At 57.7% G+C, this 17485-nt stretch carries 20 protein-coding genes; 10 read left to right on the top strand and 10 right to left on the bottom strand.

Translation table 11 applies throughout. The features are described from left to right. Positions 1-109: 109 nt before the first annotated feature. Together GZH47_RS15310 and dapA are read right to left on the bottom strand one after the other, a co-directional pair. Entirely contained in the window at positions 110-1582 is a 1473-nt protein-coding gene (locus GZH47_RS15310) for a methyl-accepting chemotaxis protein (RefSeq protein WP_162640846.1), read from the bottom strand. A 159-nt stretch (positions 1583-1741) separates the two neighbouring features. Beyond that, complete coding sequence (gene dapA / locus GZH47_RS15305; RefSeq protein WP_162640845.1) at positions 1742-2629, bottom strand: 4-hydroxy-tetrahydrodipicolinate synthase; 888 nt, start codon at positions 2627-2629, stop codon at positions 1742-1744. A 117-nt stretch (positions 2630-2746) separates the two neighbouring features. Between dapA and GZH47_RS15300 the strand changes: the two genes are divergently transcribed. Then, positions 2747-3649 (top strand): LysR family transcriptional regulator, encoded by a 903-nt coding sequence (locus tag GZH47_RS15300; RefSeq protein WP_162640844.1) that lies wholly within the window; start codon positions 2747-2749, stop codon positions 3647-3649. Here GZH47_RS15300 and GZH47_RS34650 read toward each other — a convergent pair whose 3' ends face one another. Both GZH47_RS34650 and GZH47_RS15290 read right to left on the bottom strand, forming a co-directional pair. After that, positions 3650-3931: an alpha/beta hydrolase family protein gene (locus tag GZH47_RS34650; RefSeq protein ID WP_225446544.1), complete on the bottom strand. Its 282-nt coding sequence runs from the start codon at positions 3929-3931 to the stop codon at positions 3650-3652. A 159-nt stretch (positions 3932-4090) separates the two neighbouring features. Next, positions 4091-4534 carry a hypothetical protein gene (locus GZH47_RS15290; protein WP_162640843.1) on the bottom strand — a complete coding sequence of 148 codons (444 nt, stop codon included), beginning with the start codon at positions 4532-4534 and terminating at the stop codon, positions 4091-4093. A gap of 247 nt (positions 4535-4781) precedes the next feature. Between GZH47_RS15290 and GZH47_RS15285 the strand changes: the two genes are divergently transcribed. After that, a complete protein-coding gene (locus tag GZH47_RS15285; RefSeq protein WP_162640842.1) occupies positions 4782-5363 on the top strand; it encodes a DUF3889 domain-containing protein in 582 nt (193 codons plus the stop codon). A gap of 17 nt (positions 5364-5380) precedes the next feature. Here GZH47_RS15285 and GZH47_RS15280 read toward each other — a convergent pair whose 3' ends face one another. Continuing rightward, on the bottom strand, positions 5381-6316 hold the full coding sequence (locus GZH47_RS15280; RefSeq protein ID WP_162640841.1) for a LysR family transcriptional regulator: 936 nt from the start codon (positions 6314-6316) through the stop codon (positions 5381-5383). A 65-nt stretch (positions 6317-6381) separates the two neighbouring features. On the opposite strand from GZH47_RS15280, the gene aroC reads away from it, so the two are divergent. From aroC to GZH47_RS15265, 3 genes are all read left to right on the top strand, one after another. Continuing rightward, entirely contained in the window at positions 6382-7437 is a 1056-nt protein-coding gene (gene aroC, locus GZH47_RS15275) for a chorismate synthase (protein WP_162640840.1), read from the top strand. A 324-nt stretch (positions 7438-7761) separates the two neighbouring features. Further along, the gene (locus tag GZH47_RS15270; RefSeq protein WP_162645266.1) at positions 7762-8082 is read left to right on the top strand and encodes a PadR family transcriptional regulator; all 321 of its coding nucleotides are present in this window, start codon (positions 7762-7764) and stop codon (positions 8080-8082) included. 4 nt (positions 8083-8086) lie between these two features. Next, on the top strand, positions 8087-8635 hold the full coding sequence (locus tag GZH47_RS15265) for a DUF2812 domain-containing protein (RefSeq protein WP_162640839.1): 549 nt from the start codon (positions 8087-8089) through the stop codon (positions 8633-8635). Positions 8636-8815: 180 nt separating this feature from the next. On the opposite strand, the gene GZH47_RS15260 is transcribed toward GZH47_RS15265, so the two are convergent. From GZH47_RS15260 to GZH47_RS15250, 3 genes are read right to left on the bottom strand one after another with little or no spacing between them, the layout of a single operon-like run. Then, positions 8816-9379, bottom strand: coding sequence for an NAD(P)H-dependent oxidoreductase (locus tag GZH47_RS15260; RefSeq protein WP_162640838.1), 564 nt, complete (start codon positions 9377-9379; stop codon positions 8816-8818). A 42-nt stretch (positions 9380-9421) separates the two neighbouring features. Further along, positions 9422-11173 carry an MDR family MFS transporter gene (locus tag GZH47_RS15255; RefSeq protein ID WP_162640837.1) on the bottom strand — a complete coding sequence of 584 codons (1752 nt, stop codon included), beginning with the start codon at positions 11171-11173 and terminating at the stop codon, positions 9422-9424. Between the two features lie 3 nt (positions 11174-11176). After that, positions 11177-11617: a MarR family winged helix-turn-helix transcriptional regulator gene (locus GZH47_RS15250; protein ID WP_162640836.1), complete on the bottom strand. Its 441-nt coding sequence runs from the start codon at positions 11615-11617 to the stop codon at positions 11177-11179. Positions 11618-11950: 333 nt separating this feature from the next. On the opposite strand from GZH47_RS15250, the gene GZH47_RS15245 reads away from it, so the two are divergent. From GZH47_RS15245 to GZH47_RS15235, 3 genes are all read left to right on the top strand, one after another. After that, positions 11951-12229 carry a DUF2277 domain-containing protein gene (locus tag GZH47_RS15245; protein WP_162640835.1) on the top strand — a complete coding sequence of 93 codons (279 nt, stop codon included), beginning with the start codon at positions 11951-11953 and terminating at the stop codon, positions 12227-12229. 284 nt (positions 12230-12513) lie between these two features. Continuing rightward, positions 12514-13188, top strand: coding sequence for a DUF2306 domain-containing protein (locus GZH47_RS15240; RefSeq protein ID WP_162640834.1), 675 nt, complete (start codon positions 12514-12516; stop codon positions 13186-13188). A 38-nt stretch (positions 13189-13226) separates the two neighbouring features. Further along, positions 13227-13877 carry a DUF2306 domain-containing protein gene (locus tag GZH47_RS15235; protein WP_162640833.1) on the top strand — a complete coding sequence of 217 codons (651 nt, stop codon included), beginning with the start codon at positions 13227-13229 and terminating at the stop codon, positions 13875-13877. A gap of 118 nt (positions 13878-13995) precedes the next feature. Here the strand turns inward: GZH47_RS15235 and GZH47_RS15230 are convergent, their stop codons facing one another. Continuing rightward, positions 13996-14820 (bottom strand): helix-turn-helix domain-containing protein, encoded by an 825-nt coding sequence (locus GZH47_RS15230; RefSeq protein WP_162640832.1) that lies wholly within the window; start codon positions 14818-14820, stop codon positions 13996-13998. A 132-nt stretch (positions 14821-14952) separates the two neighbouring features. Between GZH47_RS15230 and GZH47_RS15225 the strand changes: the two genes are divergently transcribed. Then, entirely contained in the window at positions 14953-15405 is a 453-nt protein-coding gene (locus tag GZH47_RS15225) for an SRPBCC family protein (protein ID WP_162640831.1), read from the top strand. A gap of 139 nt (positions 15406-15544) precedes the next feature. Here the strand turns inward: GZH47_RS15225 and GZH47_RS15220 are convergent, their stop codons facing one another. After that, on the bottom strand, positions 15545-16759 hold the full coding sequence (locus GZH47_RS15220) for a low temperature requirement protein A (protein ID WP_162640830.1): 1215 nt from the start codon (positions 16757-16759) through the stop codon (positions 15545-15547). A gap of 187 nt (positions 16760-16946) precedes the next feature. Here GZH47_RS15220 and GZH47_RS15215 point away from each other — a divergent pair, with 187 nt between their 5' ends. After that, on the top strand, positions 16947-17378 hold the full coding sequence (locus GZH47_RS15215) for a universal stress protein (protein WP_162640829.1): 432 nt from the start codon (positions 16947-16949) through the stop codon (positions 17376-17378). Positions 17379-17485: the final 107 nt, after the last annotated feature.

The raw sequence follows: 17485 nt of genomic DNA, 5'->3' as shown, positions 1-17485 counted from the left end.
GGAATAGAACCGACAGCTGACGTTATGTTTGTTCTGATCAGAGGATGGCGGAGGCCGCACCTGCTAATCAGGCCGCTGGACACCCAACCACTTCGCCGGATACCGGAACTTACTGGTCCTGTCCGGCCATGCGGCTAAGCTCCGTTGCCAGCTGATCCAGCTGCAGGAAGCTGTTCATGACGTCGGCGATACGGGCGTCCTGCGTGCTCATGCTGCCGGCGATTTCTTGAATCGCGGTCATGTTCTGGCCGGTAAGCGCCGCGATGGTCGCGACCTGGTCGGCCATGCTGGCATAACGAAGATGCAGGTCGCCCGCGGAGCTCGCCACTTCTTCGGACTGGCGTTCCACCTCGCCCGAGTTGCCGGCGATCGCCTGCATGGCTGCCGCCACTTGCACCGCTGCCGAGCTGCTCTCGATGATCGCCGCCCGGCCCTCGTCGACCGTCTCGGCGGCTTCGCCCGCCTTCAAGCGGATCATCTCCAGGATCGTCTCGATCTCCTCGGTCGATTGCCGGGAGGATTCCGCAAGCTTGCGGATTTCGACGGACACGACGCCGAAGCCTTTGCCATGCTCGCCGGCGCGGGCCGCTTCGATGGCGGCGTTCAGCGCGAGCAGATTCGTCTGCGTCGAAATATGCTTGATCGCCGAGACGATATCGCCGATGGCCGCCGTCTGTTCGCGCAGCTCGATCATCAAGCTTGCGGATGCGCGGATCGTTTCGTTGGCCTGATTCATTTGTTTCTCCAGCGTCTCCGCTTTGCCGCTGCCCGCGCTGGACAGCTGCGCCGAGCTGGCGGAGAGCTCGCGCATTTCCGTCGATAATTCCGCGAGCGCGGCAACGGATTGCCGGGACAGCTGCATCGTCGCGCTAATATCCGTCACGCTGGCCGTTTGCGTCCCGATGCTGCCGGTGATTTCGTCGAACGACGAAGTTACCTCGCCCGAGATGACGCTCGTCGCGGCAATGTTCGTCTTGAGATTGGCGCTGAATGCATGCAGCGTGCCGAGGGAGCCGGAGACGCGGTCGACGATGGCCTGCGTGTGGTTCTTCTCGCGGATCGCGCTGTCGCTTTGGGCGAATACTTCGGTTTGCAGACGCTCGCTGAACCTGGCGGACGCGTAGAGCGGCGCCGCGAACAGCACCAGATACATCAAGAGCGAGAATGCGTCCTGTTCGCCGAAGAGATCCGCGGAATAAGGACTGAGGAACAGGTAGACGGTCAGGCCTGCGCCGGAGATGCCCGAGAAGGCGATGGAGCGGGAATTGCTGTATAAGGTCATGATGCCTAGATTCACGTACACGAGTAGATAAGTGCTCCAAATCGGACCGGTCATAATGAGCAGCAATGTCAGTACCGTCACGATGGCGGATATGAAATACATAATGTAGTTGGAGAACCAGCGGTTGAAGGTGAGAACCGTTGCCGCGGTGCAGGTCACGCCTCCGACCAGCAGCAGGATGGTAATGGATTTCATCGGGGCGCCCGTCAAGGCATCGACCGTGAATCCGAGCGCAAGCATCGCCCAAATGATATAAACGAGTAATTTATTGCGGTTATGCAGCGTTTCCGATTGCTTCAAGGCAGGTCCACTCTCCACTAGAAGATTTTAGGAAAATCGTACCACAGCTCCCTCCATTCGACAATCGTGCCAGAGAATTTGTCGAAAATAGGAAATGGGGCGCGAGGTTCATTTTCTAGCGGCGGGAGCGTGGGCATTCGTGCCTGAATCGGCTGCCACTCAGTAGGCCTCCCGCAGGGCTTCCTCCAGCTTGGCTTGCAGCCCGACCGTGATCGGCTGCAGCGGCGAACGAAGCGTATCGGACGCGATGAGGCCTTGGCCGGCCAGCAGCCATTTCAGCGGGGCGGGGTTGGACTCTTCGAACATCAGCCGGATGAGCGGAAGAAGCGCGTCGAACGTTCGGCGCGCCTGCCCGGTGTCGCCTGCCCGAAACTGCCGGTACATGCCGATGAACGCGTCTGTCCGCAGGTTGGCCGATGCGAGCATGCCGCCGGACGCGCCTTGGCGCAGCATGGCGTAGAAGTCCGCGTCTTCCCCGCACAGGACGGGCTTGCCGCTAAGCGTCGTGACAGCCGAGATAAGCTCGATTCCGCCGGAGCTGTCCTTCATGCCGATAATGCCGTTCAGCTCCAAAATCGCCGCGGCCGTATCCGGTTGAAGACGAACGCCCGTCCGGGACGGGACCTCGTAGGCAATGACGGGCAAACCCGTCTCCGAGGCCCGCCGAAAATGCTCCGCGATGCCGGATTGCGGCGGCTTGCTATAGTAAGGCACGACGACGAGCGCCGCGTCCGCGCCTAGCCGGCCGGCCAGTTCGGTGCGCCGTACGGTCGTCCGCGTATCGTTCGTGCCGGTGCCGACGATGATCGGAACCTGTCGATGCATAGCTGCCATGACGGCCTTAGCCAGCGCAACCAAACGCTCGACTTCGTCCCAGGATACCGTGGGAGATTCGCCGGTCGTGCCATTGATGACGAGACCTTGAATATCATGGGCGAGCAAGTGCCGCAAATAACGATCGAATGATGCTTCGTCGAGTGATTCGTCAGCCGAGAACGGCGTGGCGACAGGGACGAAAATCCCTCTTAAATCCGCTTCCTTCAACATAGCCGCACCTCCGAAAATGTGGTTGTGAAATCAATATAGCATGACGCGAGGTATCGGAGTTATCTATAATAAATGATAAGAGAAATCAATAATATTGATGATAGAGGAGGCGGAAAAATGGACCTGGTTTATTTGCAAACGTTCCGTGAAGTCGCGCTGCGCCAGAGCATCACCCGGGCTGCGGAAGAGCTGGGCTACGCGCAATCCAGCGTGACGACGCAGATTCAGAAGCTGGAGAAGGCCTACGGCGTCGAGTTGTTCGAGCGGTTCGGCAGGGGGCTGCGGCTAACGTCGGCCGGCGAGGAGCTGTTGAAGCTGGCCGTGCAGATGCTGGATCTCTATCAGGAGTCGAAGGAGCGGCTGGCTCGCCAGGGAGGAGGAACGCTGTCGATCGGGACGATCGATTCCGTCGCTTCGTACTATCTCCCGCCGTATATCCAATCCATGCGGCGGGATTACCCCGAGCTTTCGATCCGGCTGCAGCCGGATCGCGAAGATACGATCGTCCAGCTCGTCAGGGAAGGGGAACTCGATGCGGGACTCATCCTGGGAAGCGGTCCAACCGATCCGCTGCTGGAATGGCAGGCGATTCGAGAGGAACCGCTCGTGTTGATTGCCAATCCAAGCCATCCTCTGGTGCGACAGGACATTATCCGGCTGCCGGAACTCGCCGGCATGGAGTGGTTTATGAGCGAGGAGAGCTGCAATTACCGCATCATGCTGGAGAAGGTGCTGCGGACGAACGGCATCGCCTTCCGCGTCGGCCTCGAGCTGGGCAATCCCGAGGCCATCAAGCGCTGCGTGATGGCCGGGGACGGCATCGCGCTGCTGCCGCGGATGGCGGCGGAAGAAGAGATCCGCCGCGGGGAGCTGGCTGCGCTCGCTTTCGCCCACCCCGATATTCGGTTGTCGCTTCAGCTTGTCATGCATCCGAAGAAGTGGATCTCCCATGCGGTGCGGGATTTTATCGGCCGCTTGCAAGTGAGGGCGTCGGGCGAGACGAACGGGGCAGCCGGCTGACTACTGCGCGGGAGCGGAGAGATGCCGGTCGAGAAAATCGAGCACTCGGCCGATGTTCGCCGACGCTTCGAATGCAGGACCGCCATGTCCGGCGTCTTCGATGAAATCGAGCGTTACGCGCTCCGTGCCTGCGGCTTGCTCAAGCGCCGCGGCGAATGCGATGCTCTGTTCGACGGGGATCAGAACGTCCTGCGTTCCGTGCTGGATGAGGAAAGGCGGCGAGTCGGCCTTAATGTACGTTTCGGCGCTCGCCTTGCGAACGAGTTCGGGGTTGTCGCCGATCGGTGCGCCCCAATATAGGGATTTCCGGTGAATCCGGGGCGCTGTGCGATGGCTCGCCTATGCCGCTCTTACGGAACTGCGCGTCCATATCGTTGAAGTTGACGGGGCCGTACCAATCAACGACCGCTTGCACCGCGCAGGATACGGTTCTTTATCCGTTCAGGATTCGTTTGTCTCATGCAGCTCGAAGGTATGCATGAACCGCGTGATGATTTCGTCCACGGCTTTGAGCTCTCCGCTGACGACTTCTTTGATGATGCCCATATCGGGATCGTTCATCTGCGCGCGAAGGACGTCGCGTTTGATGCGCAACTCTTCAAGGAAAGCCAATGCGCGTCCTCTGCGGAAAGTTTGTGCGGCGGAATGATGCCCGTCACGGCCTCTATGCCCGCCGCGTCCGCCATGCTTGCCATGTCCGCCATGTTCGCCGTGGCGATGCCCGCGTCCACTGCGTCCGCGCGTTTCATCTTCGGACCCGTCCTCCGTAACTTGGCCTCCGCGGCCATTAGCCTCGCCCGATTCTTGCAGGGCTTCGCCTTCAAGAGAGCGTTCGCGGCCGTCGTGCTGCTGATCTTCCGGGTGCAACTGGTCGTTCGTATCCATGGGTCGACCTCCATTCATGATTTTGTATACGAATGTATACATCTATTATCATATCCGATCTGTATACATTTGTATACAGAGGTTCTTTAAAGGTCGTTCCATGCTTCGTCTCCGGATGAACGAGGGACGACTCTTGGTGCGCGGCACGACGCCATTGCCAGCAGCGCTCGCGAGCAGAAATTGGCAGCGATCAAAGAGGGGAAAGGTGGAATAATAACCGAAAATCCGCAGGAAAGGAAGGGTAACCGTGAAAAGCCTGATTGCTCTTGCGATCGCAGCCATGCTATCCGTGTCGGTTCCCTCTTCGCCCAGTTCGGCGGCTCCGACGAAATATGATCCCGATGACGGCTATCACCAATACATCAAGTGGATTGGCGTGGCGCGCAAGGCCGCGAGTCAACGTTATCCGCAAGCGTCCCTCGTCGACCTGCTGTACGTAGGCTGCAAATCGGAATGGCCGTCCGCCAAGCAATTCGTGTATAAGTTCTGGATGCAGGAGAACGGCAAGGAATTCGGCGTGTACGTGACGGTCGACGAGGCGAAGGACCCCGGTAAGGCATTCGCGTCTCGCATCGAGAAGACCGACGCCCGCAACACTGCCTACGGGCGATGGGAACGGTATGCCGAAGAGGCCGTGAAAGCAAAGTACCCGGACGCGGAAATCCGCAGCTACCGGCCGTTCGGCTGTGCATGCCTGAACAAACAAGCGTCCAGCCAGATTTTCCGGTTCTGGATTGAGCCGGGCGGAATCATCGAGGCGGCGATTGAATACGACGTCAAGACGGACAAGGTGCTGGCCGTGAAGTTTAGGCCGCTCCGAAGCTTCTGACCCATCGCGCCGGCTGCTTAAACCTGCTCCGTCAGCAGCTGCACGAAATACTGCGCAATGACCGGCAGCGACATGCCGCGCCGCGTCGCGAGGCCGATCCGCCGCTCCGGAATCGCTTCCGCGGCGCGAAGCTCGAACAGCTCGCCGTCCTCCAGCTGCTGCCGGACGAACGCGCGCGTCAAGAAGGCCGCGCCATATCCGCGCCGCGCGAATTCGACGAGCATGTCCGAGCTGTTCAGCTCGAAGGCGGCATCGACGGCAAGCCCGTGCGCGGCGAACCAGCGCTCGGCGAACTGCCGCGTGCTGCTGCCGCTGGACAGCAGCAGCAGCGGCAGCTTGGCCAGCTCCGCGGCGGAGAGCGGCCGTTCCGCCAGCTGGCGGTAGCGCGGACCGGCGACGAAACAGTCTTGAATGGCCGCGAGCTGCCGGATATCCAGCTCGGGGTCGTTCATCGGCAAATGCACGATGCCGATATCGATCCGGTTCTCCTTCAACCAGGAGGCGATCTGGGCCGTCTTCCCTTGATGGAGCCGGATTTCAAGGTTCGGCGTCTCGTCGCGGAGCTTATCGAGCGGCGGCAGCAGCAGATGCTTGATCATCGGGCCGCTGGAGCCGATTCGAAGTTCGCCGGAAGCGCGATTGCGGAGCGAGGCCATCTTGCGTTCGCCGGCATCGAGCAGCGACAGCGACTGTTCCACGAATTTCATCAGATCCGCGCCTTCGGGCGTCAGCACGACGCCTTTGGACAGCCGGTCGAACAGCTTGACCCCCAAGCCTTCCTCCAGCTGCTTGATGGCATAACTGACGGAAGGCTGCGTGACATGCAGCTCCTGCGCCGCTTTCGTAAGATTGCCGGCATGCGCCGTATGCAGGAAAATCCGGTACCATTCCAGATGAAGCTTTGTACTGATATAAATCACCTCTATGGCAGACTGATGAAATTGCGATTTCATTTATCGTTATCCGTTTATTATAATCAAACCTAACATAAATGAAAACGTTACGGAGGTGCCTGATCATGGCTGGAAGTTCATTTGGGGATCGTTTCAAAATCACGACATTCGGAGAATCGCACGGCGTCTCGGTGGGCGTCATCGTCGACGGCGTCACGCCAGGGGTCGAGCTCGACGAGGCCTATATACAAGTTCAGATGGACCGGCGCAAACCGGGGCAATCGGCGGTCACGACGCCGCGCAAGGAATACGATACCATCCGCATCGTGTCGGGCATGTTCGAAGGCCTTACGACGGGGACGCCGCTGTGCATCCTGCTTGATAACAAGGATATGCGGCCGAGCGCGTACGACGGAATGGACGAGACGTTCCGCCCCGGACATGCGGATTATACGTATTTGAAGAAGTACGGCATCCGCGATCATCGGGGAAGCGGCAGGGCTTCGGGCCGCGAGACGGCGGCGCGGGTAGCCGGAGGCGCGGTCGCGCGCAAGCTGCTGGAAGGCAGAGGCGTCGAGATCGTCGCGTATACGAAGGAAATCGGAGGGATTGTCTGCCGGACGTATCAGCCCGAGACGATCGAGAAGAACAATGTTCGCGCCTGCGATCCGGAAGCCGCGGTCTGGATGGAAGATTACATCAAGACGCTTGCCTCCAAAGGCGACAGCGTCGGGGGCATCGTGGAATGCCGGATCAGCGGAGCGATGGCGGGCCTGGGCGAGCCGGTGTTCGACAAGCTGGACGCGGATCTAGCCAAGGCGATGCTGTCGATCGGCGCCGTGAAGGGCATCGAATTCGGCGCGGGTTTCTCGTCGGCCGGCATGCTGGGCAGCGAACATAACGACGGCATGAACGCCGACGGGTTCACGAGCAATCACGCAGGAGGCATATTGGGCGGCATCAGCACCGGAGCGGATATCGTATTCCGGGTGGCGGTCAAGCCGACCTCTTCGATTTCCGTGCCCCAGCAGACGGTAACCGTTGACGGCGAGGAGCGGGAGATACGCACGGAAGGCCGGCACGACCCTTGCATTTGCCCGCGCATCGTTCCGGTCATCGAAGCGATGGCATGCCTTGTGCTGGAGGACCATTACAAGCGTCAAGCAGCGCTGCACGGCTAACGATTTCGGCAATCGCAATCAGCTGCAACCAGTATCGATCAGCACAGCCAGCAACAATCAGTAACGACCAGCACAATCAGCAGCAACAGCACTAATCAGCGCAAAGCACGCTTCTTCCCTTTCATTCCGTGCATCGGCAGGCGGAACGGCCATGGGGAGCAGCGTGCTTTTTTCGTTTATCGGCATGGCAGTCCAAATTCAATATTTATCCAATACTATATTGACAGTCGATATATCATTTGCTAATGTATCATCATACGATATATCGACAGTCGGAGTAGTTATAAAACGAAGGAGGCAACCGAGGTGGCCGATTTGAAAGGCATGCTTCCGCTTACGGAGGCGTTTTATTACATCTTGATTGCACTATATGCCAAGCCGGCGCACGGCTATGGCATCATGCAGGACGTGGAAGAGATGAGCGGCGGCAGAGTGAAGATCGGGGCGGGAACGCTGTATACCGCGTTGAACACGCTGCTGGGCAAAGGGCTGATCGATCATTATCCCGTTCCCGAAGGGACGGATGCAAGACGGAAGATGTATGCGATCACGGAGGACGGCAGGGAAGTAGTCGCTGCCGAACTGGAGCGATTGACCGAGCTGCTCGCTTCCGGGCGGCGAATCGTGCATGCGGAGGAGGCATAAGGGAATGGCGAAGAAAGTGGAGAAACGGTACCATGTTTGGTTCAGCTGGGAGCATGAGAAGGAAGAGCGGTGGATCAACGATTTGTCGCGGCAAGGGCTGCATCTGACGGGGGCGGGTGCCATCAGCAGCAAATTCGAACGCGACGAATCGGTTCGTTACACGTATCGGATCGATCATCAGCCCGGCCTTGGCAAAGGGGAGAAGTGGAACGATTATGTTGCGCTTTACCGCGATGCCGGCTGGGAGTATGCGGGGAAATCGGGGGCCGTTTGGTTTTATTTCCGCAGGCCGTGGTCGCCGGACGAGAGCCCGCAGCTTTATACGGATCGGGACTCGATCGTCGCCTACTACAATCGCATTCGGCGCTTGATGGTCGCCATGTTTTTCGTCAATTTGATTATACTTTGCCTGAACGGCATTAACCTGGTGCCGCGCATTCACAGCAGCTTATGGGGAATCGTCGTGCCCGTGCTTGCGATTTACGCCGCCGTCTTCCTGCTGCTCGGGATCGGAATCATCAAGATCGGCCGCAAAATCAAAAAGATTCTATAAGCATTCGTGAAGCAAACGCAGAAAAACGCGGTCCCGCCGAGGGGCCGCGCTTTTCTTGGCTAGAGGTCGAAACATGGCTTCCTATGCTTCGTATGCCGTATGCTTCGTATGCCGTATGCTTCGTTTGTTTGCTTCCATACTTCATATGCTTGCAATACGTAACGCTTTGACGCTGCTTACTTAATTCGATCCCTGAGTCGTCTTGCCCGCCGCGTAGATGGTAGCCGCTTTGGCCACGCGCGCTCCGAGCGCTTCTCCCAGTGCGAGGCCCTTCGCGAAGAGCGATTGGCTCAGCGCATCATGGGTATCTTCGACGGGGGACGTAACCCCTACGCCGTAATAACTGCCGTACAGCGCATTCTCGGGAATATTGGCCGGCAAGCCGACGATCATCATCCCTTGGTGCAGCATCGGCGTAATCAGGTTCAGCAGGGTGGCCTCGCTTCCGCCATGGATGGTTGCCGTCGTGCAGAACACGGCGCCGACTTTGTCGATCAGCTTCCCGTTCGCCCATAAGTAACCGAGCTTGTCGATCCATTCTTTCAAGCCGGAGCTGATGGTGCCGAAGTGTCCGGGACATCCCCAGATAATCGCATCCATATCTTCGAGGTCTTTGACGTTCGCCTTATTGACGTGATTAATGAACACCTCTGCCCCTTCGACGCGTTCAGCCCCTCTGGCAATGGACCTAGCCAGTTGTTCCGTGTGTCCAGCTTCGCTATCGTAAACAATGTACATTTTCATCGTGTAATCTCCTCTCTTAGATGGGAAATCAAGTCAGATTCCTTACTCGTTTTCTTTTAGCGGTTTGGTTAACTTCCTTAGCGACTCGCGGTATGCTTTGTCGTTCATTTCTTCCTGGTGTTCCTCGGCATACGAAGTTCCCTTTAACTTAAGAATCGCTTTCCGGTACTCGTTATCGTTAAAATGCTCGTCCTTCGCCGGTTCGGGTTTCTTGACAAACCCTCGGATAGCGCTGCGGAATTCGTCGTCCGCGCTTGGCTGATCGGAGCGATCTTGGCTCTCGACGACGATTTCGGCCGCGGGCGCCGCCATCTCGGCAGCAACTTTGACTGGCTCTTGCAGCACGTCCTCGCGCGGCGACACTTTGCGAATGAAGAAGGCCAGAACGAGAGCGGCGACGGTCAGCCAAGTCGCGACGACGAAGGAATGGTTAATCCCGTAAATCGTAGCTTGCTGCGCGATCTCGCCCATTTTCACTTTGTCGGACGGATCGACCTGGCCGGCGATAGCCAGCTCTTTGGCATGCGAGGTCGCCTTATTCGTCATGAGCGTCACGAGTATGGCCGTGCCGAGCGCGCCGGAGACGTTCCGCAGCGTCTGGGACATGGCCGAACCGTGCGCGTTCAAGCGGCGAGGCAGCTGGTTAAGGCCTGCGGTTTGGATCGGCATCATCAGCATGGACATCCCGAACATCCGAAGCGTGTAGAACAGCATCATATGATTGTACGAAGAATCGATTTCCAAATGGCTGAATTCATAGGTGGTGATCGTTGTAATAATAAGACCGATAACGGCCAGCCAGCGAGCGCCGATTTTATCGAACACCATGCCGGTGATCGGCGACATGATGCCCATCAGGATAGCGCCCGGAAGCAGCAGCAAGCCCGATTCAAGCGGCGTAAAGTGACGGATGTTCTGCAAGAAAATCGGCAGCAGGATCATGCCGGAGTACATGGCCATCGTGATAATGGCATTAATTAGTGCCGTAAGCGAGAACATCGGATATTTGAAGACGCGCATCTCGAGCAGCGGCACCTTCACGAGAATCGAGCGGACGATGAACAGCAGGAGCGCGACCGCCCCGACAGCCAGGCAGACGATAACTTCGGTCGAGTCCCAGCCTGCCGTTCCTGCATCGCTGAAGCCGTAGAGCAGCCCGCCCAAGCCGAGCGTGGACAGGATGACGCTGAGCACCTCGAGCTTCGGCCGCGATGTCTTAATGACGTCCTTCATGGAGAAGGCGCCGAACACGACCGCCACGATCGCCAGCGGCAAGATGATGTAGAACAGGACATGCCAATCGTAGTTTTCGACGATCCAGCCGGACAACGTCGGTCCCACGGCCGGCGCGAAGATCATCGCTACGCCCATCATGCCCATCGCCTTGCCGCGTTCTTCGACAGGGAAGATGGTCATGATGACGATCATCATCAGCGGCATCAGGATGCCTGCGCCGCATGCTTGTATGAGACGGCCTGCCAGCAGCCAGGTGAAATCGCTCGATACGGCGCAGACGGCGGTACCGATCGCGAACGTGACAGAAGCGACCAAGAACAGCTTGCGGGTCGTAAACCTGTTAATCAGGTAAGCGCTGATCGGCACGAGCACGCCGTTGACCAGCATGTAGCCATTGGACAGCCACTGGATCGTGCTTTCGCCGACGTCGAGATCCACCATCATTTGCGGCAGCGCGACGTTAAGCACCGTTTGGGCTAGCAGCGCCACGAAAGCGGCGATGAGCAAGGAGGCCATAATCGGCCCCTTGCGCAATTGATTAGAAACCATAGTTGTCATGGCTTAAGCTTCCTCCTTGGATAGTTTCAGAATACGCAACACTTCATGTTGGAGCCGGTTGAGCTCGCGATGATCATGCTCGGACATAGAGAGGAGCGGACGCATCATATTCATGCGCGTCGCATCCGTCTCCCGCCAGAGCTCCATGCCTCTATCCGTCAGCGTCAGCGTCATGGCCCTGCGGTCCGCTACCGTGCGCTCGCGCTCCACGATCCCCGCCTTGACCATCCGGTCGACGATTCCGCTCGTCGTGCTGTTGCCGAGATTCAGCTTCTCCGCAAGCTCGGATACACGAATCTCGGGGTATTCATGAAGCACGCGCAGCACCACGAGCTGGAGGGCGGTAAGCTTATGCTTGCTTGCCGCTCTGGTCAGGAGCTGGAAGAAAGCCTGATTGACTTCGCGATAGGTTTGGAAAATATCTACGACCCGTTGATCCTCCACTACAGCTTCCTCCGTAAATAGTTCGTATGCGAATTATTATGAACCCAAACTATATTTTATGTCAATACAGACATATGTGAAAATGTTGCCCATGCTGGAATCAACCTGTTGCCCGTGGTCGTTAGTATCCGCAGACCGCTTGTCGTTCATCCCGCTGGCTAGGGAAGAAGCCGGATTCCAATGGATGTAAATAAATGCTATGATGGGCAAAACGGGACGGTATTGGATAACCGGATAGACGCTGCTGCGCTTGCGCTTATCGGACTAGCTTCCTGCGGTTCCCGATTTCGTGAACGAAGGCCAAAATGACGATGAATCGGAAGGTGACCGGTCATGTGCAGAAATATTAAAACGTTGTTCAATTTCGACCCTCCCGCAACGGAGGACGAAATCCAAGCCGCTTCCCTGCAGTTCGTGCGCAAGCTGTCGGGCTTCACGCAGCCGTCCAAGGCGAACGAAGCGGCTTTCCAGCTGGCCGTTCAAGAGGTTACGGCAGCGGCGGAGAAGCTGTTGTCCACGCTCGTAACGAACAGCCCGCAGCGTGACCGCAAGATCGAGATCGAACGTGCCCGCATCCGGTCCGTCAAGCGGTTTGGTCCGCGGGAGAGCTGAACAAGCAGGGTGGCTGACCCATTGAAGTCGGAACCGATGGAAATCCGAATCTGAAGCGATATTCGCGTTTGGCTAGCGCTCAGAGCTCAAACAACGGTAAGCTTTGCTCCTCCATGGGGAGCAAGGCTTTTTGCCATGTCCATCGTGACGGGCGCTCGCGTACTCAGGCTTAAGTCGGAAGGAAGACCATGCGGAAGTCGAGTTTCATCGCTTCTTCATTGTGCTAGCATGAGAACAGATGAAGAAATTGCGGCGGATCGCGAAGGATGTGCGGAGGGATGCGGGTGCGGGGCACAATAAGCAAGCATAAGGGATTGACGGCGATTGCGGTGCTGACGGTAGGGTTGTGTCTCTTTCTGGGCGTGCAATACTTCTATTACGGAAGCGACAGCTCGGGACTCGTGCAGGAGAAGCTGAAAAGCATGAGACTCGACAAGCTGTGGTATGCCATGCTGTACGTCCATATCGTCGGTGCCATGATGGCGCTCGGTTTCGGCTGGCTGCAGTTCGTCGGGCGTTTCCGGAGAGGTAAGGCTGTCCTGCATCGATTGATCGGGGGACTCTATACGCTTGGCGTTACGGTCGGGGGGATAGGCGGGTTATACCTGTCTTTCTATGCGACGGGAGGATGGGCGTCAAGACTCGGCTTCCTTTCGCTCTCGCTGCTGTGGCTGTATACTTTGGTTCGTGGCGTTCGCGCGGTGCTGGTCAACGAACGGGACCTGCGTGCGCACCGGGCCTGGATGACCCGCAACTATGCGCTCTCCCTTGCCGCGGTGGCGCTGCGCGTCTATCTGCCCGTCGCCATCGTGATCGTCGGCGAAGCGCGCTTCGATGATGCGTACCGCGTAATCGCCTGGCTGTGCTGGCTGCCGAATTTGTTCATTGCGCAGCTGCTCCTTAACCGGGCTGACCGGAAGAGGCGCAAATCCGGCTCGTCTTCGAAGCATGTATTCTAGTATTCTAATAAGCGATTAAGCGAGGATTACCGACTCCAATGTTGAAAACAAAATTGCCCTATTACCTTCTGCTCGTCATTGCTGCCTTCTTCATGGTCCATGTCATGTACGCCAATTTGATTGCCGATCCCGAGGCTTCCAATTTCTTGGGCCATAAGAACAATCCGGCCCATCTCGTCAACCTGCCCGTCTGGCTCGGCGTCATGCGCGTGCATCTCGGATTCGCATGCCTCGCGATGCTGTCGGGAGCCGTTAATTTCTCCCCTTGGGTGCGGCGTCATTATCGGCGGTTTCACAGGCGCAACGGTTACGCATACCTTGTCTCCGTGCTCGTCGTATCCATCACTTCCGGGTATATGGCGCCGTATGCGACAGGCGGGAAGCCGGTCAGTATTGCATTTAATATGCTAAACGTTCTCTGGCCGGCGTTTACGGTGCTCGCCATCAACAGCATCCGGAAGAAACGGATCCTGCAGCATCAGCGCTGGATGGTGCGCAGCTACGCCTTCTGTTTCACGAATATGGCCGTGCATCTGCTTGCCTACGCGTTCCGTCATTGGGCCGGAATGTCGTACCAGGCGGGTTACACGGCGGCTATCTACGGTGCTATCGTACTGCTTCTGCTGCTGGCGGAGCTCGTCATTCGGATCTTCTTCCGAAAGCCTGCCGGCGTTAGCGTGCTCCCTTAGCGGTAGAAGCAAGGGAAGGTCCGGCGGAAGAAACGGCGCCTCCCTTGCGCGACATAAGGTTAGCTGCATGCCTCCTCACGGGTGCTTGATGCAGCTGCTCGGCGCAGGCGGCCATCCGCTAGGAGCGGCCAAGCTCCCTGCTGTATTCCTCCGGCGACCGGCCGATCATCGCCTTGAAGCACTTAATGAAATGCGCCTGGTCATAGAAGCCGAGGTCCTGCGACAGGGAGATCCAATCCGGGACGCCTTGCTTCTCGATTAATTCCGCCGCTTCCTGCATGCGAAAGCGCTGGATCGTCCATTTCGGGCTGACGCCGACGTAGCGGCTGAACAGGCGCTGCAGCGACCGCTTGTTCAGTCCGAATCGATCCGCCAGCTCCTCGACCTTCGTGACTTCCCGGTGATCGATGACGTGCTGCACGATATCGCCGGCGAGCGCCGCGCCTTCGTCCTGCTCGGGCATTCGCGAGCGCAAGAAGGCTTCCGCCAGACGTATTTTCCCCTCGTCCGTTCCCTCGTTGAACAGCTGCGTCTCCGTCTCCCGTGCATGCTCTCCGAAGATGGCTGCGAGCGCGATCGTTTTCCCGGTCAGCAGCACCGCGGGCTGCTTCCAGAACGGATAGAAGCCGCCTGGCCGGAATTTGATGCCGAGCACTTCGCCCTCGTCTTGCAAATGGCGGGTGTACGTGCGCTGCGGGATGCCGTATACCCCCGCGAACGGCCCCTTATGGTCGCGTTCGAACGAGATATTCAGGTTCGGATAGGATAAAATCACTTGCGAATAGGGGGCTTGTCCGGTCAAATCCCAGCGCACGGTCCAATAACGTTCGATATAAGGGGCAAGGTCGGGCGAGGGCTCGAAGCGTTGCAGCGTAAAGTGCTGCCTGGCCGCTTCTGCCTTCAGTATGCCCCGGTCGGATGGGGGAATCGCGTTTTCGTTCATGACGATGACTCCCTTCGGGGGATGGTTGTCGCGTTTTTACAATACATGCTGTCCAAATCCTTCTACACTTGAGACTATCAGTTCGCTTCAATTCGCACAATGACCTTTCAAATTCGAAACGGAGGCTGCAAAATGGACGATCTCAAGTACGACATTTATATCGGGGCCAATCCCGAAGACGTGTGGAAGGTACTCGTTACGCCGGAGGGAACGAAGGCGATTTTCTTCGGCAGCGTGCTGGAGTCTACGTTTGAAATCGGCTCGCCCTACGCCTACGTCGGACCGGGCAATGACGGCGAGCGCACCGTGCACGTCTATGGCGAGGTGCTGGAGTACGAGGCCAATCGACGAATGAGCTATACGGAACATCCGGGCCCGTCCTATCGCGACAATCACGCGGAGCTGGAGACGCGCGTTACGCTGACGATGGAAGTCGTCGGCGCCGTAACGAAGCTGACGCTCGTCAACGACCGCTGGCCGGACGGACATCCTTCCTACGAGAGCACGAAGCAAAGCTGGCCGATGATACTCAGCAACATTAAGACCTATGCCGAGACGGGGAAAACGCTCGATTTCGGTTATTAACACAGTGAACTTGTCAGGCAAGGCATGTAACCCGTGCTAACCATGTTAAGACAGCCAGCCATAAGGCAGCCATGAGGCCATGCAAAAACGCGTCCCCTTTCGTCGTACGAGGAAGGGGACGCTTCTTTGTTTTATCGTGTTAAATGTTTGCCGTTCGTACCGGTTCCAGCCGGCAGATGCGCGCCGAGAAAGCCGATCCCCACAGGGATACGGTAATCAGCACGGCGAAGACCACGGCCGACAAGAGCAGCGCGGGGATGGAAGCGGAGAACGGATAGATTACCGCCAGCGCCAGCAGCCCGACGAGGTAAGGCGCGGGGAAGACGTTGGCGACGATGCGCATGAACAGCATGTTGCCGAGCAGGAACAGCGCCGGTCCCGCGAGGATAACGGCAGCCGCCTTGGCATGCGCATGGCCGGTAGGGTGGGCGAGCAGCAATTCGTCGCCTACGGCCGTCACGATAATGCCCGCGACCAGCAGCAGATGCGTGTAAGTATAAGCCGACCGCGCAATTCTGCCGGGGTCCGAGGAATGGGCGATGAAATGATGGCCCGTCTTCGCGGTCATATCGAAGTAGATCCACCACATGGCCACCGTTCCGGCGAAAGCGGCGGCGAAGGCCCCCATGGTAACTTCGCTCCACGCCAGCTTGCTGAACGTGGCGCCGGTCACCAGAATGGACTCCCCGAGCGCGATAATGATGAACAAGCCGCAGCGCTCCGCCATATGCGAGCCCTCTACGTCCCAGACGGAAGTCGGCGTTCTCCCGAGACGCGGCGTCCAGAAGCCGAGCGAAGGGGAGAGAAACTCAATGACGAGCGCGACAACCCACAGTGCGAGCCTCGACGATTCATGCGCGAATCCTCCGGCAATCCAGAATACGCCCGAACATGACAACCAGCACAAAATACGAACGAAGTTGATGCGCAGTTCTTTCAGCTCGTCCCGGCCTTTGCGCAGCACCCAGACCGTAAAAGCCGTACGGCCGATTTGGAAGCCTGCATAGGCGAGTCCGAAGTAGAGCCCCGAAGCTTCGAACGCCTCCGGTATGGAGGCCGACATAATGAGTCCGAGCAGCATGAGGGCAATCAGCAGAACGCGGACCTGCCGCGCTTCGGGATTAAGCCAGTTAATGACCCATGCCGTGAAAATCCACACCCACCACACGGCCATCGTCAGAAGGCCGAGTCTAACGGCGCCGATGAACGTGAGATTTTCCAAGAACGAGTGCGACAGCTGCGTGACCGCGAATACGAAGATTAAATCGAAGAACAACTCGATGAAGGATACTTTCCCGGAGTCGATGTGTCCTCTCGAGCGAAACAGCATCGCATGCGAAGCCAACTTTTTCATATTTCTCTCCTTCTCGTTAATGATTCAACGGCTTGATGGGGCCGTGTTTTTCCCTGATTGTATCACGGGCAACTTTGGCTAGTCATGGTAAAATGCCGCTGCTATGGCGTTCGTGCGGATAGTGGAGTGTTTAAAGCCGTTTTGAAGGCGGGTAATAGAGCATAGAACGATCGAAGGAGGGATTGCAATGAGCTTCTCGAATATTCTTGTTGCGTACGACGGAGGAAGTCCGTCCATGAAGGCGTTGGACAAAGCAATTGAAATGGTACGGCAAAATCCGGAGGCTAAACTGACCGTATTGTTTGTATATAGCGTGGCCGCAGTCGCCGTCGCCGATTCGGTCGTGGCCTTGCCGGTATCGGTTCAGCAGGAGCAGTTCGATCAGGCGCGCGAATTGTTGTCGGCGGCGGAACTCAGAATCATATCGCTTCCGAACGCACGCACGGAGTTTATGGAAGGCAGCCCCGGAGAGAGTATCGTGAACTACGCCAACCAGCACCAATGCGATTTAATCGTCGTGGGCAGCCGGGGGCTCGGAGCGATTCGCGAATTCGTCATGGGAAGCGTCAGTCATTACGTGCTCCAACATACGCTGCTGCCGCTGCTCGTCGTGAAGTGAGTTGAGAGTTGAAGTCGGCTAGACGCCATTATGAATTTATAAACCTATATAACCATTAGAGAGACCCGTAAGCGGACATGCCAGGTTGGCATCGCTTGCGGGTCTTT

It is taken from the genome of Paenibacillus rhizovicinus (assembly GCF_010365285.1).
Taxonomy (GTDB): Bacteria; Bacillota; Bacilli; order Paenibacillales; family Paenibacillaceae; genus Paenibacillus_Z; species Paenibacillus_Z rhizovicinus.
Note: the sequence above shows the minus strand (reverse complement) of the source record. Positions and strands in the feature narration are given on the sequence as shown.